Source organism: Rhizobium sp. SRDI969, assembly GCF_025152725.1.
Lineage (GTDB): Bacteria > Pseudomonadota > Alphaproteobacteria > Rhizobiales > Rhizobiaceae > Rhizobium > Rhizobium leguminosarum_I.
The window spans coordinates 1-25189 of sequence record NZ_CP104036.1 but is presented as its reverse complement, the minus strand read 5'-3'; the positions used below and the strand labels follow the sequence as shown (position 1 = coordinate 25189).

The following is a 25189-nucleotide window of genomic DNA, read 5'->3' as shown; positions in this document are numbered from 1 at the left end:
GTGAAGACCATGAGTTAGAGTGCGCGCAGCCATGCCATCCGCCCGTCGAGCGATGGCGCATTGAAAGCCAGGGAACCGAGAACGACGGTTTCCGCGCCCGACTGGCGCAGAAGCGGCACGGTGTGCTCGCGAATGCCGCCGTCGGCCGCCAGCACGATCCGATGCGCCGCGCCGCAGCCGGCAATGATTTGCTTTGCCTGCTGAAGCCGCGCTCCGGCCTTCTCATCGAGACCCTGGCCCTTCACGCCGATCGCCGTACCGAGCAGCGTCACAAAGCGCAGCCGGGAAACATATTTCTCGACGCGTTCGACAGGCGTCTCGACCTTCAGCACCATGCCGGCTGCGACACCGCGGCGATCGAGAAGATCGAGAGCCTGGTCGGCGACGCTGTCGTTTTCGACGTGAAGACTGATCAGATCGCTGCCCGCATCGGCGAACTGCTCGATTTGCGACAGGAGGATGCTGTCGGCGACCATCAGGTGAACGTGGATCGGGCGCGAGGACGCTTTGCGCACGCCGGCAACAAGATCAGGGAAAAACAACATGGCCGGCGCGAAATGGCCATCGGCGACATCGATGTGGAGCATGTCGACGTGAGGATCGACACGCGCCAGATCATCCGCCAGACGGACGAGATCGGCCGACCAGACCGAGAATTCGGCAATCAGGCGATCCTTCGGGAGATCGGCGATCCAGGTCTTGGAGGGGGTCGTCATTGCTTTCAGAGCTCCTTCAGAAAATTGCCCATGGCAAGCCGGAAGTCGGCGACGTATTGCCGGCGGCTCTCAGTCTTCGATGTGATCTGCACCAAACACGCGCCGGCAATCCGCTCGGCAAGAGCACGCGCAAGGCTGAGAGGATGAATGCTGTCCCGATCATGGCCGATGATGAGCGTCGGCACGGTGAGATTGCGGACCTCCTCGTCGGTCACACCAGGACCGTCATTGGAAATCCTGGTGAGCAGTTCGGCGGTCACATCCAGAGGCGTGCGGGAGAAAAAACCAACAAGCGAGGCCAGATTGTCCGGCGCCTCGGCGGCGAGCCGCACACCCACCGGCCCGGCAAGGAATGCGGTCTTTGCCTCGCCCTGCGGCAGAGTTTTCAAAAGATGCCCGACTTCGGCGTTGGGTGACATATTCTCCGGCGCGGATGCCGTCAGCCAGGCCGGCCTTGCGATGATCAGAGCCTTGACAAGATCGGGCCGCTTGACCGCGAGACGCAAGGCGATCACAGCACCCATCGAGATGCCGCCGATCACGATCGGCGGCATAAGGTTCTTTTCCATATAGGCGGCGATATCATCGCAGAAGGTCGCGATCGACAACTGCTCCAGATTGCCGGCTTGGGAATGGCCGTGGCCGCGCGCTTCGATCGTTACCCGGCGAAAACCCGCGTCGAGCGGAAAGACTTCGTCGGTCTGCGCCGCGTCGCCGCATAGGCCATGCTGGAAGATTATGGACGCGCCCTCGCCCGCCACATCGACATTGAGAATGGTCCCGTCGCTGGTTTCGAACGGTTGCGCTCGTCTCATCTTCCTGCCCCCGCAGAATTACCGTCGAGGCTATTCTTCAGGAAGGCCGCCGCATCGGCCGCCTCCGAAGCCGAAAGGCCATGTGTGACGAGACTGCCGTTGAAGCCAATCGCCTTGAGACGGCCGAGATAATGCGCGTAGTCGAGCACACCCTTGCCGGCGGTCGCGAAACTGCCGTCCGGATTGCGATCTTTCGCATGCGCCATGACGATCCGATCGGCCAGAATATCGATGGCGGAAGAGACAATGCTCCGCTGCTTATCAAGCGTCGCGACCTCGAAGAGATTGGCCGGATCGAGCACGATCTTAATGCGGGGGCTCTTCAGTGCCGCGATCAGCCGACGGGCTTTCTCAGCCGAGTTGACGACATTGGCAAGCTCGGGCTCGATGCCGAGATCCACATCGTAGCGCTCGGCGGTCTCGATGGCCGCGCCCATGGCCTTGAGGAGATCCCGCCAGGCCTCCGGCGTGTCGTTGTCGGCATGCGCCTTCCACTGATCGATGGGGTCGCGTGTGCCGGTGCAGAGCGTGATCAGCGCCGTCGACATGCCGGCGCAGCGTTCGGCCAGTGTCGCCAGTCTGCGAAGGCCGGCCTCGCGTATGGCGGGATCCGGATGGATCATGTTGAAGGTGCCGGAAACAGCAACGATTTCGACGCCGCTGCTACGCGCCGCTTCGCCGACTGCGCGGGCCTGGGCTTCCGTAATCGTCTCCGGCATCGGCGCGAGGCCCGAACAGGCCATATTGTATTGTGCGCAGGTGAACCCGGCTGCGGCGACCGCATTGAGAACTGTTGCGGGTTCCGTTCCCTCGAAGGTCTTTGCGAAGATACCGAGCTTCATCACACGCCACCTGTGACGTCGGACAGCGCAACCGCCTTGCCGCTTTCGGCGGAACGCGCGACGGCGACCATGGCCCGAACGGATGCCAGGCCATCATCGATGTCGGCGCCTTCCGTCGCGGTGCCGTCCAGAATGGTGCGGGCGAAGCCCTCGACCTGACGGCGATAGAAATGGCCGTCGGCACCGAGCACGCGATGGGTGGCACCGTCCGCTTCCCGGAAAATGTCCACCTCGCTGGTCTTGTAGTACCACGGGTTATAGGTCTTGCCCAAAATGCTGCCGTTCTCGCCGTAGATCTGAAAGCCTTCGTGCCAGTCCATGCGCACCTGGACGGTAAGATCGAGATGGCCGAGCGTGCCGGAGGCAAATTCCACGTCCACGAACCAGCACCAGATGCCGGCGCGCTCGGACAGACGAGCGTTGACGGAGACGATGTCGCCGGCGAAATACCGTGCCGTGTCGATCAGATGGCAACCGTGGGCAAGCATGTAGTAGCGCCGCAGGTCGGCCTTCGGATTGGTGGAGGGTTTCTTCGCATTGGCGCTGGTGACGATCAGCGGCTGGACCGCATCGGTCATCGGATAGCGATGCGTGCTGTCGCAATACCATGCTTTCAGAGCAACCATTTCGCCCATTTCATCGCGGATGAAGGACTTGGCGGCCTGGAGCCCCGCGTCGAAACGCTTCATATGCCCGACCTGAAACACCTTTCCCGACGTGTCGACTGCAGCCTTCAGTTCAAGGCATTCCTCGATGGTGACACCGACGGGTTTTTCGCAGAGGACATGCTTGCCTGCCTGAAGGGCGCGAATGGAAGCCGGGACGTGAAAGGCATCGGCGGTCGCGATGATCACCGCATCGAGGTCGGGATCGGCCAGCATCCTGTCGAAGTCGCCATAGGTTTTTTCCGCCTGGTGGGTGATGGCCATCCGTTCGCGGAGATCCTCGGCAACGTCGCAAATCGCATAGAGGTCGGCATTGGCTGCCTTGGTGCAGCTCTCGAAATGCGCGGCCTGGGCAATCTGGCCCGCTCCCAATACGCCGATGCGGAGACGTCTTTCCTGTTTTGCTGGCATCGATAAGCCCTTCGGGTCGGGTAGTGAAAATGAACGCTGGTTTCGGCGTCGGGTGGAATGATTTCAAGACATCGAACGTTGCCGACGTCTTCTGGCCGGACCGCCACCGGCGTGTCGGCTCTCCCTCCTCACTTCATAGCGCCATATGTGTTTGAGGATTGAAAAAGTGCAGTTTCGCCGGGTCGATGGCCAGATCGATCGATTGGCCCGTCTCGACCGCGCTGACCGCTTCGAACCGCGCGACGGCATTGGCGGCCCCGCTCAGGTCTTCGACGGCATCGGGGTCGCCCGAATCGATCCGGACCGCATCGATCTTCAAATGCACGATCAACTCGGAGCCGAGCTCCTCGATCGACTTCACGACAACCGGGATCGTCGGATGGGAGGCGCCTGACGGCAACCGGCTGTCGTAGAGGTCCTCGGGCCTGACCCCAAAGATCACGTCCTTTCCCTCAAAGGCGGACAGGCCGGGAGCGCGCTCGGTGGCGCCGTCGGACAAGGGAATGGAGAAGCCCGGCAGATGGATCCGCCCGCCCGCCAGACGCCCTTCGAAAAGGTTCATCGACGGCGAGCCGATAAAGCCGGCGACAAACGCATTGACCGGCCGGTGATAGAGAGCCCTGGGCGTATCCACCTGCTGAAGCACGCCGCCCTTCAGCACCGCGACCCGATCGCCCATGGTCAGCGCTTCGGTCTGGTCGTGCGTCACGTAGATCGTCGTCACGCCCAGCTGTCTCTGCAGGCTTGCGATCTCTGCCCGCATCTGAACCCGCAGCTTCGCATCGAGGTTCGAGAGCGGTTCGTCCATGAGGAATGCCGCGGGCTCGCGGACCATGGCGCGGCCCATCGCGACACGCTGGCGCTGGCCGCCGGAAAGCTGTGCGGGCTTATTGCCCAGCAAGGGCTCCAGCTGCAGGATCTTGGCGATCTCATGCACGCGCTTGGTGCGTTCCGCCTTGTTCTTTCCGGCCAGCTTCATCGAAAAGGCAATGTTGTCGAAGACGGTCATGTGCGGATAAAGCGCATAGCTTTGAAAGACCATGGCAATGTCCCGGTCCTTAGGCGCGAGATCCACGACGTCCTGACCGCCGATGCTCAACGTTCCGCTGCTGATTTCCTCGAGCCCGGCAATCATGCGCAGAGCGGTCGACTTTCCGCATCCGGACGGCCCGACTAGAATCAGAAACTCGCCATCATGGATCGTCAGGCTCAGATCCTTGATCGCATGGTAGCTGTTTCCATAGGTCTTGCAGATTTTGTCGAGTACAACCACAGCCACGTCTCGTCCTCCCGTACCGGTCCGGATCGCACCTTCAGACAGCGCTCCCTGCCATCTCCGATCGTTTCGACAAGAAGGCTCAGGACTGAGCTTCAAAGTCAACAAAAGAATCGAGGAAAACTCGCCGTAATCGGTCAGACGATCTGCATATCTCTTTGAAAGAAAGAGATATTTTACAGAAAATTAAAAATTATTTGCGGAACTATATTTTTTATCGCGCGTAACTTTTATGATTGGCGCATCGGGAGCGGCATGGGCGCATTCTCCGCCGCCATCCATGCCAGACACGTCCGGTGATCCGGCAGGCCTCTGCGCCCTCCCCGTGCGGTCACGGAAATGGCGGCCGCCGCCGTGGCATAGGCAGTGCAATCAAGCGGGCTTTTACCCCTAGCAAGGGCAAGGGCGTAGGCACCGTGAAAACAATCACCGGCGCCGGTCGTATCGACCGCCTGAACCTGATAGGCCGGCACATGCCACCAGGTGGCATCGCTTTTCTGGCGGAGGTAGGTCCCTCGTTCGCCATCGGTGAGGACAACCGCGGACCGATCCTTTGACCAAAGCTTGTCCAGGATCATCGTTGGATCATCCTCGCCGGTGTACTCCCGCCCGAAGGCAAGCGGCAGCACTAGGTGATCGGCAAAAGCCAGGATTCGGTCGGTCGCGGCACCGACCGTCCATTCGATATCGGCAATCACGGCCAGGCCCAAGGCGCGTGCGCGCGCCACGACCCGTTCCGAGTGCGTGGCGTAGCCATCGATCAGCAGCACCGGAGCCTGCATCAGAACATCGTCGGGCAGCGTATCCGACGTGCCGTGCAGCACATCGTCGTCATAAGCGATGAACCGGTCGCCGTCGGGACCGACGGTGATCACCGAGCGGATCGGCGCGGCATCAGCGTGGCGGGGAGCCAGCGATATGTCGACGCCGTCGCGCTCGAGCTCGCTGGCCGCCACATCGGCCGCCCGCTCATCGCCGAGCCAGCCGATGAAGCCGGCGCGCCCGCCAAGCCGGGCGACGGCAACAAGGGCCGTCGCCACGTTGCCGCCATGGTCCGTGGCACGCTTCGTCACCTTCCCCTTGCCGGCCGTCAGCCCCCGATCGACATAGATGATGTCATCGATGGCCAGGGCGCCGAAGCCCAGAACCTGGAAAGGGCGCGACACGTCTCAAGCACCGGCCGCCGCCAGCGCATCCTCCGGCGTCATCCCCTTATGAATGACGAGCTTGAAGGCGCGTGCGGCCATGGTCGTATCGCCGTGACCCCAGAGGTTGCGACCGACGACCGCGCCTTTGGCCCCGGCGCGCAATGCTTCCGACGTTTGGACGAGCGCTCCAAGCAGCGTATCGGTCTTCGGGCCGCCGGCGATGACGACCGGAATCGGGCAGGTCGCAACGGTCTCGCGGAAGGACTCGAAATCGCCGGTGTAGCCGACCTTGATCACATCGACGCCGGCCTCGAAGCCGATGCGCACCGCATAGGCAATCTCATCCGGGGTGAACACGATCTTGCCGCCGTCGGAAAAATCGCGGGGATAGACATGGGCGACAACCGGCATCTCGAAGCGGGCGGCGGCGTTGACCGTATCGGTGAGCCAGCGGATATACTCTCCTTCGGTGGCGCCGCGCACGGGAATGGCGACAGCCAGAGCGTCCGCACCATAACGCACCGCGTCTTCCGGGGTCGCAATGAGCTGGCGAATGCGGTCGTCGGCGGTGAAGCAACCGCCCTGAATGACGAGCGCTGCCTTTCCGGCATATTCCGACCAGAGGTGGCGCGCCGCGCCGGGCTGGATACTGATATAGTCGGGGCCTCCCGCCATGACGCGTCTCAGCGCACCCGGCAGGTCGGCAAGCCCGCCCTCACGCACATTGCCATAACCGACAAAATGATCGACGGCGCCTCCGAACAGATGACCCGATGGGTTCGAGAACAGGCGTGCAAGGCGGACTTTGGTTCCGAGCCCCATGGCGATACTTCCTTTGTGATTGCCGGCTTTACGATTGCTGGCGCCGATGCTGAGAAAACTCTAACTCGAAAACAAACAAATATTCAATATTTCGATTTCTTTCGTTTTTACATGGATGATGAATATTTGACGTGCATTTTCGTCGTCATGCGGCTATTTTTGTAGCACGAGCCGTAGGATAAGGCGGGGCGAACTTTCGTTTTTCAAAAGTCATATGGTCACAAAACGCGACAGGTCGGGATCACATATGCTTGCAGAACAGAGGCGGCAGCAGATCATGCTGGAACTTCAACGGGTGGGTCAGGCACGCACCCGCCAGCTCGCGGAATTTTTCGAGGTCTCGGAAGTGACGATCCGCTCCGATCTTGAAATCATGGACGCTAAGAAGCAGCTGATCAAAACGCATGGCGGGGCAATCGCCCTGCCGTCCGACTCGCCGGCAGCGGCCTTCGAGGAACGCATGCAACGCAATTTCGATGCGAAGCGACGCATCGCCCAGATGGCTGCGCGACAGATCATCGATAACCAGTCGATCGTCTTCGACAGCGGTTCGACGCTGCTGCAGGTGGCCATGCAGATGCCACCGGTCAACAACGTCGTGGTTGCGACAACGGCAATGAACATCGCCCAGCATCTGATGTACCGGCCAGGGCTCGACGTGCACATGATCGGCGGCCGCGTGTTTCCCAGCACCGTGAGCACGATCGTACAGGACTCCGACAAAGCGGTCGGCGGCCTCGTCGCCCACCAGGCTTTTGTCGGCGCCCACGCGATCGATCAGGCCTTCGATGTCGTCGATGTCTCCGAGGACGTGGCGCGGACCAAGCGTAACCTGGTTCGCATGGCCCGGCGTGTCGTCCTCGTGGCGGATTCGAGCAAATTCGACATCGGCGCTTCCTCCAAAGCCTTCTCGCTATCGCGCGTCGATCTGATCATCACGGACAGCAACATGCCGCACAGCATTCGCCATAGGCTGGACAAGCTGGGCGTGGAGGTTCGCTACGCGTGACCTGCAGTCCACTTCTCCAATTTACAAGAGAGACAGGAGAGGCTTTGGCGTCGACGGATGGCTTTGGCCGACGCCACGGACTACGAGATGGGCTAAAACCCCAGACGTCGAAGCGTCTCGCGGTTCGCGCGAACGGCGCCGGCGGGATCGGTTCCGGCATGGTCCGATTCTTCTTCCACCACGATCCAGCCGATAAAGTTCGGCGCATCCCGAACGGCCGAAATCACCGTAGGCACGTCGCAGACGCCTTCGCCGAGCATCGCCCAGGTCCCGTCGGCGTCCACATCCTTCAGATGCACGTAGCGGATCCGGTCCCGGTGGGCCGCCAGCGTATCGCCGATCTGCTGGCCGCCACGCAGGATATGGCCTGTGTCCGGCACCCAACCCACTTGTGGATCCAAGAGAGCAAACAGCTGATCATAGTCGTTCCGCGTGAACAGCAGCGTGTTGTGGTGCGAGGAAGGGTGGACAGCTATAGCGACGCCAGCCGACTGTCCAATCTCAGTCACACGATTGTAGCACTCGGCCGCAATGGCGAATTTCTCATCGCGCGGGCCGTCCGAGACGACCGTCGCCGATCCCATCGATATCATCGCGCCGGGAAAATTCGCCGCGAAATCGACCCATCGCCGCGCCGTGTCGAGATCGGAGGCAATCTTTTCCGCCATCGTGAAGCCGCTGGCGGAGCCGAAAGCAAAGGAAACCAGCGCCAAGCCGGCATCCGTCAGGATGCGGGCAAAGTCGGCAGGCTTGAGCGCGTAGTGACCGATCATCGTGTCGGTGATTTCGATACCGGCATATCCGCCGTCGGCAATGGCGCGCACCAGATCGTCCGGACCGCCGCCCCAACCGGTACCCAGCATCTCCCAGGTGAATGTCTGGCAGCCGATCTGCAGCTCAGCATTTTTCATATCTCGGTCCTGAACTATTCGTTGATGACAGCCGATGCCGAAGGCCTCGCCAGCCTTGCCGAAATCCCCTTCCGCCGGGAGCGGCGACTGAACAAACGGCGGGCTCTTCAGCGGGGATTGCGACGCCAGCGTCTTGCCATTACGTACGGTCAAATGTTATCGTACGTCAATATATTTTATTCCTTGCGATTAAAATGTAGTGCACCCCTCGACTCTTCGCACCACAACGACAAAATCAGGTTCTTAGATGGCACAGACCAATGGTATGAAACTCAGGATCGGCGTTGTGGGATGCGGCAATATTTCGCTCGCCTATATGCGCAACGCACCGCTGTTTTCCGGCGTCGAAATCATCGCCTGTGCAGATCTCAACGCAGACGCCGCCAAGCGCCGCGCGGCGGAGTTCGATCTGCGGGCGGCTGACGTCGATAGCCTCATTGACGATAAGAGCATCGACCTCATCCTCAATCTGACGATCCCGGCTGCGCATTTTGACGTTTCGATGCGGGCGCTGTCGGCAGGCAAGCATGTCTTCACGGAGAAGCCGCTCGGTGTCACGGCCGCCGAAGGACGTAGCTTGGTGGATGCCGCCGCCGTAAAGGGCCTCATGCTCGGCTCGGCGCCAGACACGTTCCTCGGGGCGGCCGGACGCCATGCCCGGCGGCAGATGGAAGCCGGCGCCATCGGCAAGCCGGTGACTGGAACAGCCTTCATGATGGGGCGCGGTATGGAGCACTGGCATCCGGATCCCAGCTTTTATTACCAGGCCGGCGCAGGCCCGCTGATGGATATGGGGCCTTATTATCTGACGATGATGGTCAATCTGATGGGGCCGATCCGCCGTGTGCAGGCCGTCGCCACAAGCGGGCAGGTAGAGCGGCTCATCACGGCGGAGGGACCGAAGCAGGGCACCACGTTCAAGGTCGGCACGCCGACCAGCGTGCTATCGCTGCTGGAATTCGATTGCGGTGCCACGATCACCTTCGGCACCTCCTGGGACGTCTTCCGCCACTCCAACCATCCCATCGAGCTCCACGGAACCGAAGGCTCGTTACGCCTGCCCGACCCGGATAATTTCGGCGGCTCCGTCGCGCTCTCCAGCCGCGGCGCGCCGTGGCAGGAAACGGATACATCCGGCGAACTTTTCGGCGCCGTCAATTGGCCGATCGCAGCACCGGATCGCGCCAACTACCGCATGCTGGGTCTTGCCGATCTCGCGCGCGCAATCATCGAAGGCCGTGCGCCACGCGCTTCGGGCGATCTCGCACTCCATGTGCTCGAAGTCATGGAAGCGATCCTGCGTGCAGGTGAAACCGGTACGGCGCAGACCATTTCGGGTATCGTCGCGCAGCCAAAAGAATTGCGGGAAGACGAAGCGAGGAGTTTGCTGGCATGACAGAACTGGACGAATCCGCCAAACGCGCCCTAGCGTGGCCTGGCGACCCGCAAACGCCGGTCGAAAGCTGCACCCCGGCGCTGGCGCGGCAGCAGTATCTCGATAGTTTCGCAGACATCCAGCGGCCGCTCGAAGACGTGGCCGAGATCCTGGAAAGGCATGTAGGCGCCATCCGGTTGAAGATATGGCGCGGCCGCGCTGCGCCGCGCCAGGGCGCACCGGCCTTGCTTTATCTCCATGGCGGCGGCTTTGTCATCGGCGCGCCCGAAACTCATGAGGATATCTGCCGGACGCTGGCCAATATGGCGGGTGCCGTCGTGGTTTCGCCCGACTATCGCCTGGCTCCGGAACATCCTTTTCCGGCTGCCATCGACGACTGCGCCGCCGCACTCGTCTGGATGACGGAGCATGCGGATGCGCTCGGCATCGATCCCTTGCGGATTATCGTTGCCGGCGATAGCGCCGGCGGCAATTTGGCCGCCGTCGTCGCCCTGCTGGCGCGGGACGGACAGGTGCCTGATATCATCGGACAGGTGTTGATCTATCCAGTGACCGACCAGTTGCAGACAAGCGACAGCTACTCACGTTACGAAGAGGGTTTCGGCTTGACGGCCGCAGCGATGAAATGGTTCCGAGACCACTACTTGCCGGACGCCGAAAGCCGGTCGGATTGGCGCGCCTCGCCGCTGAGCGTGGCGTCGCTGACGGGCGTGGCGCCGGCCCTGGTGATCCTTGCCGGATATGACGTGCTGTTCGACGAAGGGGCCGCTTATGCCGAGCGGCTCAGCTCGGAAGCGCAGGCCACAAGCCGCACCTGGCCCGGACAGATCCATGGATTCGTGTCGAAGCGAGGGGCCATTCCGGAAGGGCAGGAGGCCCTCGAAGCCATTGCAATGGCATGGCGCACCATGGACCCTGGGCTTGCCCGTTGAAACGGGAACCCGCCCAGTCTCAAGCCGAATCGCGCATAATAAGCGTTGCCTCGAGGATCACCCTGTTCGTCACAGGGGTCGTTCCATCATCTTCGCTTTCGATGTGTGCCAACAAAAGCTCCACGGATTTCGCGGCGATCTCCGGCGCGTTCTGGGCCATGGTCGTCAGCGACGGACAGGTATATCGGCTTAGCGGGTGATCGTCGTGTCCGGCGATGCGCACGTCGCAGGTGTCGCTACGGCCTATTTTTAGCCCCGACGCAAAGGCGGCTGCCATCGCGCCGAAAGCGAAGCGGTCGTTGGCGCATAGCAGCGTTTTGCCGGGAAGACCGCCAGTGCCAAGAATTCTCTGCATCTGCTCGTATCCGAGACGCTCGAATTCCCAGGAAGGTGGCGCGTCGCAATCGATGACCAGCGGGGAATGCCCTTCCCTTGCCATGGTCGCGCGGTAGCTCTCCTGCCGCTCGCCGGCATTTTCGGTCATATGCGGAATTTCCAGGAAGATCGGCGGCTCACCGGACCGGCAGAGATATTGCACAATGGCTGCCATGCTTTGCGCGTTATCGTTGCCGACATAGGGAAGGTCGGCATCGGCAGGATTGTCGAAGCAGACGACGGGTATGGCATCCCTCAGCCTTTCCAGCGCGGAACGGCGCGAACCAGCTCCGAGCGGCGCCACGATCGCACCCGCGACCTTCAGCGAGAGTAAGGTCCGCACGGCCTCCGCCTCCAGCTCCGGCCGCGTGTGCGAAGAGATTTGGACGGGCCAGAATCCTCTTTCACGCAACTCCAACTCAATCAGCGACACCACCTGCACATAAAAGGGATCCGACATGGTCGGGACCAGAATGCCGATATTCCTGGTCCGCTTGCGATTGAGATGCCGCGCGAAAAGGTTCGGCTCGAAATGCGACTTCTTCAGAGCCGCCTCGATCCGCTTGCGGGTCACCTCCTTGATCTGCGAGGGGTCATCGAAATATTTCGACAAGGTCGGACGCGAAACGCCGGCGGCGCTCGCGAAGTCGTCCATCGATTTATAGTTTTTCTTGGCCATTCAATTCCTTACTGGCGGGACGACGACAACCAATCGGCAATGATTCACGCAACGGCCGATCCTCTGGCGCGCCAAATCACGCATTGGCAATTTGTACAGGTGATCTTCGGATCCTGAATCGTCGAAAATCACCGCGTAAGCCGGCGTGATCCGTCGTTTTTGGTGCAGGCTCTGCCCTCCCTTTCGAAAATCGAAATATTCCCTTCACTGCGAATTGCACCGTCTGCGCCGCGTGGTTGCAAAAAGTGCTTGTTTCAGCACCCCAAATTCCCAAATTTGCCGTGAAGACGCCAGGTTCCACGCTTTTCATTCTGTTGGGTAAACTTTCATTTGTTTACGAAAGTAAAGAAAAAATGCATCACAAGCAACACAAATGCTGTAGAAAATTACTGCCGATGTCAATCACCTTTATTATTTCTTATCAATGATTTAACTCAACACGCACCGTGCATGCCGGCCTCCCATCTTTTCCCGATCGCAGTTCTTCATTGACAGCAAGGGGCTCCAGGGAACCTACTTTGCCTACGATCTTGAGGAGGATCGATTAACGGGACAATCTTTGGGAGGCACAGATGAATATCAGAAAATTCGGCGTGACCATGCGGGCGGCCGTAGCGGTATGGGCGCTCTGCGCCACATCCGCGTTTGCCGACACCACCATCGAGTTCATTCAATGGTGGGAACCCGAAATGCCGTCCGGTGCCCTGCGCGGCATTATGAACGATTTCGAGGCCAAAAATCCCGGCATTAAGGTGACGCTGGTTAGCGGTCCCTATGCCACGACGCGTGACCAGATCGTCGTCGGCGCAGCCTCCGGAACGCTGAGCGACGTGGTAGGGCTGGATGGTGCCTGGGTAAACGGGCTCTCCAAGCAGGGCGCGATCGCCTCGATGGACGAACTGATGGAGAAGGCGAAATACGACAAGAGCCAGATCACCGATATCGTCAAGGTCGATGGCAAGAGCGTGATGTTCCCGCTGGCATCCTTCGTCTACCCGGTCTTCGTCAATCTGGATATCTCCAAGGCAGCCGGCGTCGACAAGCTGCCGACCACGCGCACGGAATTCGCCGAAGCCGCGAAGAAGATGACCGACGCCTCGAAGAACCAGTACGGCTGGGTTCTGCCGCTGTCGCTGCAGTCTCCGAGTGGAATCCAGAACGACGTGATGTCCTGGGTCTGGGCCTCCGGCGCCTCGATGATGAAGGACGGCAAGCCTGACCTCGAAAATGCCGCCGTCGTCGGCACGCTCGACTATATCGCCTCCCTCAACAAGGAAGGCGTTATTTCTCCCGGCATCTTCGCCAAGAAGGAACAGGACAAGGTCGAGGAATTCGTCAACGGCCGCGTCGGCATGATGGTGGATTCCCTCGCCCATGTGAACCTCATCCGCGAGCGCAATCCGAAGCTCAATTTCGGCATCTCCGCCTTGCCGGCCACTGACGGCTACACAGGCAAGCGCGGCATGCCCTATGCGTCCTGGGGCATCGGCATCAGCGAGGGCAGCCAGCACAAGGAAGAGGCCTGGAAGCTCGTCGAATACCTGATGAGCCCTGACGTCAACGGCCGTCTGGTCTCGATTGCCAACGCCTTCCCCGGCAACGTCCATGCCAAGCCGGACTTCGTGGCCTCGGACCCGATCTTCGCGGAAGCCTTCAAAATCTTCCAGAGCGGTTATCCGGCGAACGAATTCGTCGGCCTTCCGGTTGCCGAAGAGCTGATGCGCGACATGAATGTCGAAGTTCAGAAGATGTTCGACGGCGGGCAGTCAGCCAAGGAGGCAGCTGCCAACACCGAGAAGGCTTGGCTGGCGAAGTTCTAAGCACGTCGCTTTCACGGATCACCGGCAGCGCAAACAGGCGCTGCCGGTGCAAGTCGTCAAATTTCGGCAGAATAGAAAGTCACAGCTCATGAACCATTCGGCTACGGCTCTGGTCGTTGCGCAATCCAAAGCGCGGAGAAAAGGATGGCTTCGTTACAGCACCTTGAGGAAGCTGGTGCCGTATTTCTACGTTTCGCCGGCGAGCCTGCTGCTTGTGCTGCTGATGCTGTTCCCCATGGTGATGGTCTTCAGATATTCGCTGATGGATGGCGCCATCATGAAAAAGGACGCTGCCTTCGCGGGCGTCCAGAATTATATGACCATCTTCGAAAATCCGGTCTTCTGGCAGTCGGTGGTACAGACGCTTTACTTCACGATCATGAGCGTCGTCTTCCACTTCATCATCGGCCTGGCATTCGCGCTGCTGTTGAACACCAACCGCGTCGATCCGCTTATTCGCAGCATCCTGCGTGTACTCTTCATCCTGCCCTGGCTGTTCACCGCCGTCATCATCGCCATCATCTGGCGCCTGCTGCTCGACCCGAACGGCGTCATCAACAGCGTGCTGATGGCGCTCCATATCATCAACTTCAAGGTCGAGTGGTTTTCGTCGACACGCACCGCCATTCACGCTTTGACCTTCGCAAACATCTGGGCAGGCTATCCGCTCTACATGGTCAGCCTGCTCGCCGGCCTCCAGGGCATTTCGAAGGAGCTTTACGAGGCAGCCGGTATCGACGGCGCGAACGAAGTGCAAAAGTTCTGGTACATCACCATTCCGCAGCTGATGCCGATCATCATCAGCATCGCGCTCCTCGATTTCATCTGGACGATGCAGGTTTTTCCGCTGGTGTGGATGACGACGGGCGGCGGCCCGATCTATTCGACGGAAGTGCTTTCCACCTTCACCTATAAGCTCGCCTTCTCCCAGTACGAATTCTCACTGGCTTCGGCGAGTGCGATGATCATCCTGATTATCTCGATGAGCGTTACCTATTTCTATATCAAACACCAGCAGCGCAGGTAACCGCCATGGCAAAGCGTTCCTTCAAGAGTTCGGCATTGCCGACCATCCTGACCTATCTCGGCCTGGCGATCGGTCTTGTCTTCTCCACCTTTCCGATCGTCTGGATGTTTTTCAGCTCACTGAAATCGAATACGGAAATCTTCGCGCTTCCGCCGCGGCTGTTGCCGGATGATTTTACGGTGGCCGCCTATCTGACGATCTTTAACGATCCGGTGAAAGTCCGGTTCTTCATTAACAGCTACTTTGTCGCCGGCGTCGTCACCTGCCTGACTCTGGTCGTCGCGATCGTGACCGCCTACGGCTTCAGCCGCTATCAGTTCCGGTTCAAGAACACCTTGAACATCTTCATCATCAGCACCCAGACCGTTCCGCCGATCACCCTTCTCATCCCCTATTTCGGAATGGTGGTCGCCTTCAGGATCTTCGATACCTATCTGGCGCTGATCCTCACCTACATGGTCTTCACCCTGCCTTACGCCGTCCTGTTGATGACAGGCTATCTCAACACGCTGCCGAAAGAACTGGACGAGGCCGTCCTTGTCGACGGCGGCTCAAGCTGGACGGCGCTTTGGCGCGTCATCGTTCCCGTCTCCATCCCCGGGATCGTCGCCACGGCGGTCTACACGTTTCTGCTAGCCTGGAACGAATTCCTCTTTGCGCTGACGCTGACGAAATCGATGAACCTCAGGACGGTTCCGATCGGCATCCAGCTTCTGATGGGCCAGCACGCCTTCGAATGGAACGAGATGATGGCGATGAGCGTGCTCGGTTCCCTGCCCCTCCTGGTCCTTTATCTCGTTGCTCAACGCTACTTCCTGGCGGGCATGACCGCCGGCTCAGTCAAAAGCTGATGGGGCGCTGATCGCGTTTCGAATTTCATAACGGGAGCAAAGCGCTGCGGCTAACGCCGACGTCCCAATCGCGCAGGGCATCGCCGACCTCGGCTCTGTTAGGTGCCCCGGTTCGACCGCCAAACACTTGGCACTTGAGCGCCGCCGCCATGGATGCAAAGCGCATCGTCTCTTCGATTGGCATGCCTTCAGCAGTAGCCAGCGCAAAAGCGCCATGGAAGATATCGCCGGCTGCGAGCGTATCGACGGCCCTCACCTTCGGAGCGGCAAAATGGAAGACTTCGCCGGTCAGGGTATCGAACCAGAAGCAGCCGTTTTCGCCAGCGGTGACGCTGATGAAAGCATGCTCGAACTTTCGTTTCAAAAGGCCGACGACCTTCACCAGCTCGGCTGCTCCAGAAAGCCGTTCGGCCGCCGGCTGCGAGAACACGATGTGGCTGGCTGCCGGCGCCAGCATCTCGATCACGCCATCGCTTGCGACATCGCCATCGAGAATGGCCGGCTTGCCTGCCTCTCGGGCCCCCAACAGCGTCCGCAGTGCGACCTTCGGCCACCGGACGTCAACCAGAACCGCGTCGAAAGAAGAAATGTCCTCTGCTGTGACCGGCTTGACCGTCTCGTGCAGGCCCGCATCGTAGAAAGGCACAATGAGGCGCTCGCCCTGATCATCGACAAGGATGGTAGAGATCGCCGAGCGGGCGCCTTCCACACGCAGCATGCCGCTCGTATCTATACCGCTCTCGCTGAGATCGGCAATGATGCGATCGCCGGTGGCGTCATTGCCGACAGCACCCCAGAGGCTGGCATGGCCGCCCAGCCGGGCGACCGCAAAGGCGGCGCTCGACGCCATGCCTTCGGCGATCTGCAGCATGTCGTAGGGCAGAATTTTGCCCTGGCCGGTGGGTAGCGAGCGGACGCGAAACAGGGTGTCCATAACCGCCGCGCCGACACACAAAACGCGGCGCGCCAGACCTGGAGGCTGCTCGAAGGCAGTAGAAGTCGTCAAAACCGTTGTCTCACCCGCTCACTTGACGGCTCCGGCCGTCAGGCCCGCCACGATCTGCCGTTGCGCAAACACCGTCAAGATCAGCACGGGCAAGGTGACGATCAACGCGGCAGCCGCGAGCGGTCCCCAACTGACCTGTTCGAACGAGAGCATGTTGTAAACCGCAACAGGAAGCGTGCGCGTCTCGCGGCTGGCAAGCACGATGCCGAAGACGAAGTTGTTCCACGAGAAGATGACCGACAGGATGAAGGCGACGACGATGCCCGGCCTGGCGATGGGCAAGGCGACCAGGCGGAAAACCTGCCAGGGTGTTGCGCCGTCGATGCTTGCAGCCTCTTCCAGCTCCATCGGCGTCGTCTCGAAATAGCCGATCATGATCCACACGACGATCGGCACGGTGACGACGAGATGGATGATGATCTGCGGCATGAGCGTGCCAAGCAGGTTCAGCCACTGGAACAGCAGGAAGAGCGGGATCAGGAAGGAAAGGCCGGGCGTCATGCGCGCTATCATGATGACCATAGCGGACTTCTCCGCCTTCAGCCGTGCGATGCCATATCCGGCCGGTACGCCTATCAGCAGCGCCAGAAGCGTGGCCGCACCCGTCACCAGCACCGAATTCCAGAGATAGAGGAAGAAGTTGTTCTCTTCGAAGACCTTCAGATAATTCGACCAGGCCAAGCGCTCCGGAATGAAGATCGGCGGATAGGCGCCGCTGTCGATCTCATATTTCAGCGACAGCGAGATCATCCAGAGGAAGAACAGGACGACCGGCGAGATCATCACCAGGGCAACAAACAGCAGTGCGATGCGATCGAGTGTTTTGCGCTTCATCAGCGTGCCTCCCCGTCGGACCAGTTCACGCGCTGCCGGAGCATCATAAGGACGAAGGAGAGCAGGACGATCAGGATGAAGAAGACAACCGCCATCGCCGAGCCATAGCCGATATCGTAATAGGCGAAAGCGGTGTTGTAGAGATAGATGTTGATCGTCTCCGACGCCGTGCCGGGACCGCCTTGGGTCATGGCATAGATGATGTCGAAACTTTTCACCGCATCGATGCTGCGGATGATCACGGCAATCATCAGGAACGGCGCGATCATCGGCAGCGTCAGATAGCGGAATTTCTGCCAGACATTGGCGCCGTCGATTTCAGCACTTTCATAGGGCTCGCGCGGAACCGCCGCCAGACCGCCGAGCACGATTAGCATGATAAGCGGCGTCCACTGCCAGGTCTCGACCAGCACAAGCGACGGGATGACGCTGCTCTGATTATAGATCCACTCCTGCGGGCCGATGCCGATGAAGGAGAGGAGATAGTTGAGGACGCCGAGCTGCGGATGGAACATCATCGTCCAGACGAGTGCAATGGCGACGGGTGTGGCCATCATCGGCATCACGAATATGCCGCGTATAAGACCGCGCAACGGAAATTGAGCATCGAAGATCAGCGCCGCGAGCGTCCCCAGAAACAGGGGAACCACCACGGAGAGCGTCGTGTAAACCACCGTATGCCACAGCGACTCCCAAAAACGCACGTCGGTGGCGAGGCGTACGTAATTGTCCAGCCCCGCAAAGACCTGGGACTGACCGAGCGTCCAGCTGTTGACGCTCATCCATACCGTAAACACCCACGGAAAGACGATGACGGCGGCGATGACGATGAGCGCCGGGATGACGAAGGGCCAGTAGTTGGGAGCAAACCGATCCGGTTTGCTCCTTCCTTTCAACGTCTTGGCCACGGCAGCCGTTTCGATGCTTGTCGAGGCCATTATCCCTCGCTTTTTGCCAGGACGGGTTCGAACTGTGCCGTCGCTGCCTTCAGTTCTGTTTCGGGATCGGCGCCGCCGATCATGTTGGTGAGACCGACGCCATAGACGTCGCGGAACTCGGTGACCGGTATGATGACCGGCAGCGCGAGCTGCGAGATCTTGCCGGAACCGACGACGGCATCAAGCCATGCGCCCGGCATCTTGACGCCTTCGCGGACCTTCGCATCCTCGAGGACGGACTGGCGGAAAGGAACGCCGGCACCGGCCTGCAGCAGACGTGCGCCCATTTCATGCGAAATCGCCCATTGGCAGAAGAGATAGCCGGCTTCCTTTTTCTGGCTTGCCGCGACGACGCCAAGCCCGTCGCCGAAAGTGCCCGCGGCCTGTGCCTTCGGACCTTTCGGCATGATGCCGTAACCGACCTGGCCGACGACGCGCGACTTTTCCGGATTCTCGATCGGCGGCGCAAAACCAACGCCATCCAGCCACATGCCGATCTTGCCCTGCAGAAAGGCAGACTGCGCCTCGGCCCAGTTGAAGCCGGAGACGCCGGGAGGGGCTGTCTTGGTCATCAGCCTTTGATAGAGCTTGGCCGCATCGATCGCTTCCTGCGATGTCGTGCGCAGCTTGCCATCAGGGCCGAGCGGGCTCGAGCCATAGCCGAGCAGCAGCGACGTCCAGACCGGCGTATTGGCGTTCTTCAGGCCGCGGGCGACGAAGCCGTAGGTGTTGCTCGAAGGATCGGTGAGCGCCTCCGCAGCACTGGCGAGTTCTTCGAACGTCGTCGGGTAGGAAAGCCCCTTCTTCTCAAACAGCGCCTTGTTCCAATAGATGATCCAGTAATCGACCGAGAATGGAAGCGAACGCAGAACGCCGTCCGGATCTTTGGCAAAAGTCAGGCCGGCTTCGGCAAAGTCGGTTTCAACCAGAGACGGGCCGGTCAGAGAGGGGTCCTTGAGAAAACCGCCGATATCCGCAAGCCAGCCGCCCTTTTCGAACTGCCGCTTCTGGACATGATAGCTCATGTGCACGACGTCGAAGCTCGGCTTGCCGGAGCTCAGCTCGATGGTCGTCTTCTGACGCTGCTGTTGTTCGGGCGTCGCTTCGGCATTGACCTTGATGCCGGTAAGCTCCTCGAATTCGGACAGGTACTTCAGAAGTATTTCGCTGCGCGGGCTCTTGACCAGGTTCACTTCGAGCGTCGTGCCGGCAAAGCGCTTCCAATCGACAGCAGCCGACGCCAACCGCACTCCGAGCATGCTGCTGGCGCCAAAAGCGGCCGTACCCGCCAGAAAGCCGCGCCTCGTCGGGTTCAAAAACGATGACATGTGGTACCTCCTCCTTTTGCCGGCGATCTCCTCACCCCCGGCTGTTTATTTCCAATTATATCCTGAGCGCACGATCTCTTGCGTGATTGATGTGTGCGACAAGGCTGTTGACGGCGTCCTCCGCCGATCGTCTTTCGATCGCCTCGAGCACTTTCAGATGCTCGCCCATGACAGGTCCGACGTGACCATCGATGCGAAAACGGTCCTGACTGATCAGGCGCATCTTGATCGAGTTCACCCGGTAGGCATTCGAGATGATGGTATTTCCAAGCGCATCGATAAAGGCATCGTGCATGCCCCAATCGACAGCTTGCGCGTGCACCTCCAACTCGTGCGATCCATCGCCGTTTCGAATGGCGTCGGCGATATCTCGATGCTGCTTCAGCAGCCCGGCGATCGTCTCGTCCGACGCAGAGCGGGTGAAAAGCGCGACCGCCTCCTTCTCCAGGAACACGCGCAGCTGGAACGCCTCGCGAATAAGGTTCAGGTCGATATGCGCAATCTGCAACCCCCGCTGGGGCACCGTCTTGATCAGGCCTTCGGCTTCGAGCCTCGGGATGAGTTCGCGGATGGCGCCAAGCGTCAGCCCGGTCAGCTCGACGAGGCGGCGCTGCGAAACGAACTGGCCGGGGCGCACGTCACGCGCAAGAAGGTGGCGTGTGAAGCTCTCATACGCCTTTTCCCGCAGTGTCGGCTGCTCGTCCGTTCCGTCCATCGCCTCTCCCAGAAACATGTCCGCCCTATGCCGCTTTCGAGCGGAAAAGATTGTCGAACGCAAGAGCGAGTTGCGCCTGCCCTTCGCCGGATATTGAAACGAGTGGCGGGCGAACCGCAAGCCAGATTTCATCCGACGTGAGGTGAGCGACCATCGCTTTCACAGCAGCGGTCACCGGAAATTTCAGCAGTTCGTCAACGAAATCCTCGATGCGGGAATCGTCCTTGCCGTCTTCTGCCATCAGCTTGACTTCGTGGGGTACGAAATTCGCCATGCCGGAGATCGCACCCTGGCCGCCAAGCCGCACGCCCTTCGCCAGATGACGTTCGTCCCCCACCAGGATGACAAGATCGCCATGCGCCTTCAACAGCGCTTCCGTGAAAGGCCAGTCGCCGGAGGAATCCTTGACGCCCGTGACGATATTGGGAAAGGCGGTCCGCAGCCGGCCGATCAGCGATACGCTCAGCGGGACCATGGTGACCGAGGGAATGTTGTAGACGATAATATCTCGCGCCTTCTCGCCCAGGATAGCGAAAACAGCCGAAAACCACTGGAAGACGCCGTCGTCACTGACGTTTTTGAAGTAGGAAGGGGGAGCAAGAAGGATATTGCGGGCTCCCTCGGAAAGCGCATGCCCGGCCTGCATCGCCGCATCCTCGGCCGCGTCGACCAGCACGCCGACGATGATTTGCTTTGCTGCTATCCCATTATCAAGCATGGAAGTGAGAACACGTTCACGTTCCTTGGTTCCGATGGAAGAACCTTCACCCGTGGTCCCGAACAGCGTCACGCTCGAACATCCGGCCGCGAGGCTTCGCCGTGCCTGCTCGATCATCGCCTCGATCATGATGCCGCGGTGGCTGTCGAATGGTGTGGCGAGAGCGACTGAGAGCCCGAATTTTTGTGTCAAATATGCCTCCTCCCAATTACCGGCTCAGATGTAGCAGACTAACATGTTAGATGTAAAGAGGTGATTGCACACCGTCTCGTTACATGATTTGTCGCGGCCGCGGCTTCCCTCCGGTCAACTGGCACGCCTTGCTGTTGGCCCGTTCGCCCGCACGAGCGCCATCAGCATCGGGCCGATCGCAAACTCACCCCTCTCGGTCCTGCGGGTCAGATCTCTGAGATAGCCGCCGGGCGAGTTGATGTGGCCTCCCCTTTCCAGAATGCAGGCAATCACGGTGGCGGCATTTTCCGGCCCCATGCCGGAGCAGGCTTCCTCATAGGCCGAGGGACTGACGCCGAGCATCGAGCGCACGACGACAGCAGCCGACATCAAATCTCGCCAGTTGCCGATGGTTCCGCCAGGCCCGTAGTCGAGAATACCGGGGCAGGCTTGGAGGACGAGGCCGAGCGGGAAGGATTTCAGGTTATGCCCAGCCCCTGGATCGGCGGACCCCCCCGCCCTGTTGCCGGAAAGCTTCGGTTGTTTCAGTCTTTGCTCGTCCGGCGGTCCGGCATTCGGTTCAAGATCGGCAACTGCCCATTCGCCCTGCTTCGTTTCGAAGCTTGGTTCAAGTTCATGAGTGGAATTGGGATTTGAATTCTGTTTGTGATGCTCAATCTGAGACTCATTGGCGTCTATTTTTTGTGTTTTTATCTGCTTTTCCAGCAAGTTGACGATTTCAGCCCGAAGCAACCCCATCTCATCGAGTAGCGGGGTCAATTGCTCAGTGGTCGCCACGCGCGGAATCCGGGCGAGGAGCGTTCGAAACGTCACCGAAATGCCTTCCCAATCACCGGAGACCTCTTCTTCGAAGGCCGTCGCAATCAGCTTGGAGATGTCGCGCCGGCAAATGGTCAACCGTTCCCTGACTGCGCGCAGCAGTTCCCGGTCGGCAACCGCCTGGGCGGCCAGGTTTTCGATTTCGACTGCACGCGCCAGAAGCGGTGCTACGCTGAACCCGAAGGCCTCGCCGACGGTCCCTGCCCTGTCGCGTCGCGCATAGCGCTTTCCATTCGGGCTGTCCTTGCGCAGGATCAGGCCGGCCTCGACCAGAACGGCAAGATGCCGCCTGAGGGTCGCTGGCGTCATGCCGCGGGCGCGAAGCGAAAGCTGCGCATTCGACGGGAAGACAATCAGGCCCTTCTCCTCGGAGATCTCGTCGTCTGGGTAGAAGGTCAGAAGCGCGTCGAGCACCGTCAGCGCCCGATCGGTAACGCCGAGCGCCGGCCGCGCTTCGCAGATCGCCCTGAACAGCTTCCACTTGCTGCGCTTCATCCCCGGCTCGATGGTCTCGGCCAGTTGCTGGCTTGCCAGCATGCCAAGAGACATCGGCCGCCGCCCAAAGGGCGTCGTCACATATCCACTCTCCATTTGCCTTCACCTTCGTTCAGGCAAAAGAAAACCATCCACCAATTTGGTGCCTAAGACGCTTGACTGTGATTCGTGGAAATGCGATTCTCGATGTGCTTAAGATCTGAGAAGGGCTTCCACGACGGCGTCGTTGGGGGCCTTTTTCTTTTGCGCGCTACGCTCCTCTGTCCTTGTTGAACTCCTGAAACAGGCCCTTCAGCCTTTCCTGGACGAATTGATCGAAACCGGGGGCGGTCTTGGCGTCGAAAACGAAGGTTGCACCGGACGCTGTTTTTTTAATCATGACAGGCACGCCATTAACCTGGGTTTTGGCCACCGCCGGTTTCGGCGCAGCCGTCTTCTTCGTTGCCAGAACGAGTGCCCGCTGAAACCGCTCGTCGCTCGAAATTTTGCGCGCGTCGTCCGCGGACAACTCCACGATGATCTTGTCGACGTCGGCTTTCTCAAGCCGCTCGCCCAGTTCCAACCATCGGCGGCGGCCGATATCGGGTGCTGCGCCAATGGCGTTGACGAGGTCCAGGGGAACCTGCCGGATGACGATCAGCATTCTTGACAGCGCCGCCTTGTCCACGCCGAGAGCCGCCATGATGACATCGCGGCCAAAGCTGCGTTCCTCGAGCCGCGATGCGAAGAGCGCGCGCTCGATGTAGGAGAGATTGGTTCGAGCGCTGTTTTCCTGTCCCTGGCTGACGACCAGCTGACCGTCGGTGAGATCACGGACGACCGCGCGCACCCTGATGCCGATTTCTCGGGCGGCAGCCAGGCGCCGATGGCCGTAGGCGACCTGATAGCGTCCCCTGGTTTCGGGATGCGGGCGGACGAGGATCGGAACCTGCTGGCCATGCTCGCGGATCTGCTCGACAAGCTGCGCGAGTTCGGCCGCGTCGATCGCCAATCGATCGCTGACGAAGGAAGCATCGATCAGTCCGGGATCGAGTTCGACGATGGTCTGGCCGGCAGCGAGCTGCCGTTCCAGCTCACTTGCCCGCTCCATCTTCTCGGTAATGTTGCCGAGCGTCTTGGTGATACCGCCGACAGGCGCGGCACTGCGCTCCTGCGGCACGAATCCGGCGATCGGACGATTGTCACGCGGTGCGACTGCGTCCATCCTTTCCGGTTTCGGAGCGGAAATTTCGATGAGGTTCTTGCGCGCCATCTGCTATTTCCTCCCCCAGGTCGAGCGAATATGCGCCTCGATCTCGCCGTTCACGAGATTGAGGGACTCCAGAGCCCGATCGTAGGTTCCGCGTGTGAACTGCGACCGCTCGACCTCGTAGAGTGTCTGCTTGGTGACGCCGGCGTCAGCCACTGCCGTCGACTTCACCATGGCGTTGTGGAGCATTCGATTGCCGAAGATCGCCCGCATGAAGCCGGTCATCTGGCTTTGCGGTCCGTCGTTCGGCTCGAACCGCGTCACCAGATAGCGCATCCAGTCATAGCTGGTACGCCCTCCGGCCTTTTCGACGACCGACATCAACTCACTCGTCATCGTCAGAAACTGCGACATCGACATGACATCAAGCATCTGCGGGTGAACCGTGATCAACACCGAGGTGGCCGCGCAGAGCGCCGACATCGTCAGGAACCCCAGCTGCGGCGGGCAGTCGATGACCACCACATCGTAAAGGCTTTCGATCTCCGTCAGGACTTCGCCGATGCGGGCAAAGAACATCGTCTCCGCCGTACCCGACGCCATCGCCTTCGGCGTCTCGTGCTCGAATTCCATCAGCTCGAGATTGCCCGGAATGAGATGCAGATTGGGCGTGTAGGTGGCGCGGACGATGTCGGCGATGGGGCGCGGCTCCTCATATCGGATCGCACCGTAGATCGTTTCGCCCTCTCCGACGTCGAACTCCGGCTGATGACCGAACAAGGCGGACAAGGAGGCCTGCGGATCGAGGTCGACGGCGAGCACGCGGTAGCCCCTGAGCGCCATGAACTGCGCCAGATGAGCCGCAGTGGTGGTCTTGCCCGAGCCACCCTTGAAATTCATGACGGAGATGATCTGGAGTTTTTCCCCCGGCCGGCGGGCCGGCACATATTTCGGTGTTCCGTTTCGCTCGTCGAGGACCCGGCGAATGCGGTCCATATCCGTTGCACTGTAAAGCCGCCGTCCGTTTGCGAGCGGATCGGGCCCATGGCCGTCGGCGGCTATCTGGCGGAGATAACCTTCGCCGATGCCGATAAAGGCTGCAGCTTCCGCCGGCGAAAATGTTCTGATGGTCTTTTGCGAGAGCGGGGGAAAGATTTTTGCCTGATGCTGCTGAAGTTGATAGGATAACTCCTTCGCATCTGTTGCCAGAAGCGATGGGAGGTGCTCTTGATCGTCTTGAAAAGCAAGACTCGGCTGCAT

24 protein-coding genes are annotated in these 25189 nt (G+C 60.2%); 6 read left to right on the top strand and 18 right to left on the bottom strand.

Annotation, left to right across the window (positions count from 1 at the left end):
• Window positions 1-14: 14 nt before the first annotated feature.
• From N2A41_RS24280 to N2A41_RS24250, 7 genes are all read right to left on the bottom strand, one after another.
• On the bottom strand, window positions 15-716 hold the full coding sequence (locus N2A41_RS24280; RefSeq protein ID WP_260111292.1) for a ribulose-phosphate 3-epimerase: 702 nt from the start codon (window positions 714-716) through the stop codon (window positions 15-17).
• 5 nt (window positions 717-721) lie between these two features.
• On the bottom strand, window positions 722-1531 hold the full coding sequence (locus N2A41_RS24275; protein WP_260111291.1) for an alpha/beta fold hydrolase: 810 nt from the start codon (window positions 1529-1531) through the stop codon (window positions 722-724).
• The gene (locus N2A41_RS24270; RefSeq protein WP_260111290.1) at window positions 1528-2373 is read right to left on the bottom strand and encodes a sugar phosphate isomerase/epimerase family protein; all 846 of its coding nucleotides are present in this window, start codon (window positions 2371-2373) and stop codon (window positions 1528-1530) included. The genes N2A41_RS24275 and N2A41_RS24270 overlap by 4 nt, the downstream gene beginning before the upstream one ends.
• Window positions 2373-3449, bottom strand: coding sequence for a Gfo/Idh/MocA family protein (locus tag N2A41_RS24265; protein WP_162115652.1), 1077 nt, complete (start codon window positions 3447-3449; stop codon window positions 2373-2375). Before N2A41_RS24265 ends, N2A41_RS24270 begins: the two co-directional genes overlap by 1 nt.
• 133 nt (window positions 3450-3582) lie before the next feature.
• Entirely contained in the window at window positions 3583-4728 is a 1146-nt protein-coding gene (locus tag N2A41_RS24260; protein WP_017967352.1) for an ABC transporter ATP-binding protein, read from the bottom strand.
• Window positions 4729-4955: 227 nt separating this feature from the next.
• A complete protein-coding gene (locus N2A41_RS24255) occupies window positions 4956-5891 on the bottom strand; it encodes a PfkB family carbohydrate kinase (RefSeq protein ID WP_260111289.1) in 936 nt (311 codons plus the stop codon).
• Between the two features lie 3 nt (window positions 5892-5894).
• On the bottom strand, window positions 5895-6695 hold the full coding sequence (locus N2A41_RS24250) for a class I fructose-bisphosphate aldolase (RefSeq protein WP_260059461.1): 801 nt from the start codon (window positions 6693-6695) through the stop codon (window positions 5895-5897).
• Between the two features lie 247 nt (window positions 6696-6942).
• On the opposite strand from N2A41_RS24250, the gene N2A41_RS24245 reads away from it, so the two are divergent.
• Entirely contained in the window at window positions 6943-7704 is a 762-nt protein-coding gene (locus N2A41_RS24245; protein WP_003550157.1) for a DeoR/GlpR family DNA-binding transcription regulator, read from the top strand.
• A gap of 92 nt (window positions 7705-7796) precedes the next feature.
• Here N2A41_RS24245 and N2A41_RS24240 read toward each other — a convergent pair whose 3' ends face one another.
• Window positions 7797-8615 carry a sugar phosphate isomerase/epimerase family protein gene (locus N2A41_RS24240; RefSeq protein WP_260111288.1) on the bottom strand — a complete coding sequence of 273 codons (819 nt, stop codon included), beginning with the start codon at window positions 8613-8615 and terminating at the stop codon, window positions 7797-7799.
• 247 nt (window positions 8616-8862) lie between these two features.
• Here N2A41_RS24240 and N2A41_RS24235 point away from each other — a divergent pair, with 247 nt between their 5' ends.
• Window positions 8863-10011, top strand: a complete 1149-nt coding sequence (locus N2A41_RS24235; RefSeq protein ID WP_222280672.1) for a Gfo/Idh/MocA family protein — start codon at window positions 8863-8865, stop codon at window positions 10009-10011.
• A complete protein-coding gene (locus N2A41_RS24230; RefSeq protein ID WP_222280673.1) occupies window positions 10008-10943 on the top strand; it encodes an alpha/beta hydrolase in 936 nt (311 codons plus the stop codon). Before N2A41_RS24235 ends, N2A41_RS24230 begins: the two co-directional genes overlap by 4 nt.
• 19 nt (window positions 10944-10962) lie before the next feature.
• On the opposite strand, the gene N2A41_RS24225 is transcribed toward N2A41_RS24230, so the two are convergent.
• The gene (locus tag N2A41_RS24225) at window positions 10963-11997 is read right to left on the bottom strand and encodes a LacI family DNA-binding transcriptional regulator (protein ID WP_222280674.1); all 1035 of its coding nucleotides are present in this window, start codon (window positions 11995-11997) and stop codon (window positions 10963-10965) included.
• Between the two features lie 572 nt (window positions 11998-12569).
• On the opposite strand from N2A41_RS24225, the gene N2A41_RS24220 reads away from it, so the two are divergent.
• From N2A41_RS24220 to N2A41_RS24210, 3 genes are all read left to right on the top strand, one after another.
• On the top strand, window positions 12570-13817 hold the full coding sequence (locus N2A41_RS24220; RefSeq protein WP_162115646.1) for an ABC transporter substrate-binding protein: 1248 nt from the start codon (window positions 12570-12572) through the stop codon (window positions 13815-13817).
• Between the two features lie 88 nt (window positions 13818-13905).
• Window positions 13906-14844 (top strand): carbohydrate ABC transporter permease, encoded by a 939-nt coding sequence (locus N2A41_RS24215; RefSeq protein ID WP_222280675.1) that lies wholly within the window; start codon window positions 13906-13908, stop codon window positions 14842-14844.
• A gap of 5 nt (window positions 14845-14849) precedes the next feature.
• On the top strand, window positions 14850-15695 hold the full coding sequence (locus N2A41_RS24210) for a carbohydrate ABC transporter permease (RefSeq protein ID WP_017967361.1): 846 nt from the start codon (window positions 14850-14852) through the stop codon (window positions 15693-15695).
• Window positions 15696-15720: 25 nt separating this feature from the next.
• Here the strand turns inward: N2A41_RS24210 and N2A41_RS24205 are convergent, their stop codons facing one another.
• From N2A41_RS24205 to repA, 9 genes are all read right to left on the bottom strand, one after another.
• The gene (locus N2A41_RS24205) at window positions 15721-16701 is read right to left on the bottom strand and encodes a sugar kinase (RefSeq protein ID WP_260111287.1); all 981 of its coding nucleotides are present in this window, start codon (window positions 16699-16701) and stop codon (window positions 15721-15723) included.
• Between the two features lie 18 nt (window positions 16702-16719).
• Entirely contained in the window at window positions 16720-17535 is an 816-nt protein-coding gene (locus N2A41_RS24200) for a carbohydrate ABC transporter permease (RefSeq protein WP_222280677.1), read from the bottom strand.
• Window positions 17535-18473 carry a carbohydrate ABC transporter permease gene (locus N2A41_RS24195; protein ID WP_222280678.1) on the bottom strand — a complete coding sequence of 313 codons (939 nt, stop codon included), beginning with the start codon at window positions 18471-18473 and terminating at the stop codon, window positions 17535-17537. Before N2A41_RS24195 ends, N2A41_RS24200 begins: the two co-directional genes overlap by 1 nt.
• Complete coding sequence (locus N2A41_RS24190) at window positions 18473-19801, bottom strand: ABC transporter substrate-binding protein (RefSeq protein ID WP_260111286.1); 1329 nt, start codon at window positions 19799-19801, stop codon at window positions 18473-18475. Before N2A41_RS24190 ends, N2A41_RS24195 begins: the two co-directional genes overlap by 1 nt.
• 55 nt (window positions 19802-19856) lie before the next feature.
• The gene (locus N2A41_RS24185; RefSeq protein ID WP_017967366.1) at window positions 19857-20534 is read right to left on the bottom strand and encodes a GntR family transcriptional regulator; all 678 of its coding nucleotides are present in this window, start codon (window positions 20532-20534) and stop codon (window positions 19857-19859) included.
• A gap of 7 nt (window positions 20535-20541) precedes the next feature.
• On the bottom strand, window positions 20542-21426 hold the full coding sequence (locus tag N2A41_RS24180) for a dihydrodipicolinate synthase family protein (RefSeq protein ID WP_260111285.1): 885 nt from the start codon (window positions 21424-21426) through the stop codon (window positions 20542-20544).
• 114 nt (window positions 21427-21540) lie between these two features.
• Entirely contained in the window at window positions 21541-22836 is a 1296-nt protein-coding gene (gene repC, locus N2A41_RS24175) for a plasmid replication protein RepC (RefSeq protein WP_260111284.1), read from the bottom strand.
• A 154-nt stretch (window positions 22837-22990) separates the two neighbouring features.
• The gene (repB, locus tag N2A41_RS24170; protein WP_260111283.1) at window positions 22991-23992 is read right to left on the bottom strand and encodes a plasmid partitioning protein RepB; all 1002 of its coding nucleotides are present in this window, start codon (window positions 23990-23992) and stop codon (window positions 22991-22993) included.
• A gap of 3 nt (window positions 23993-23995) precedes the next feature.
• Entirely contained in the window at window positions 23996-25189 is a 1194-nt protein-coding gene (gene repA, locus N2A41_RS24165) for a plasmid partitioning protein RepA (RefSeq protein ID WP_170279700.1), read from the bottom strand.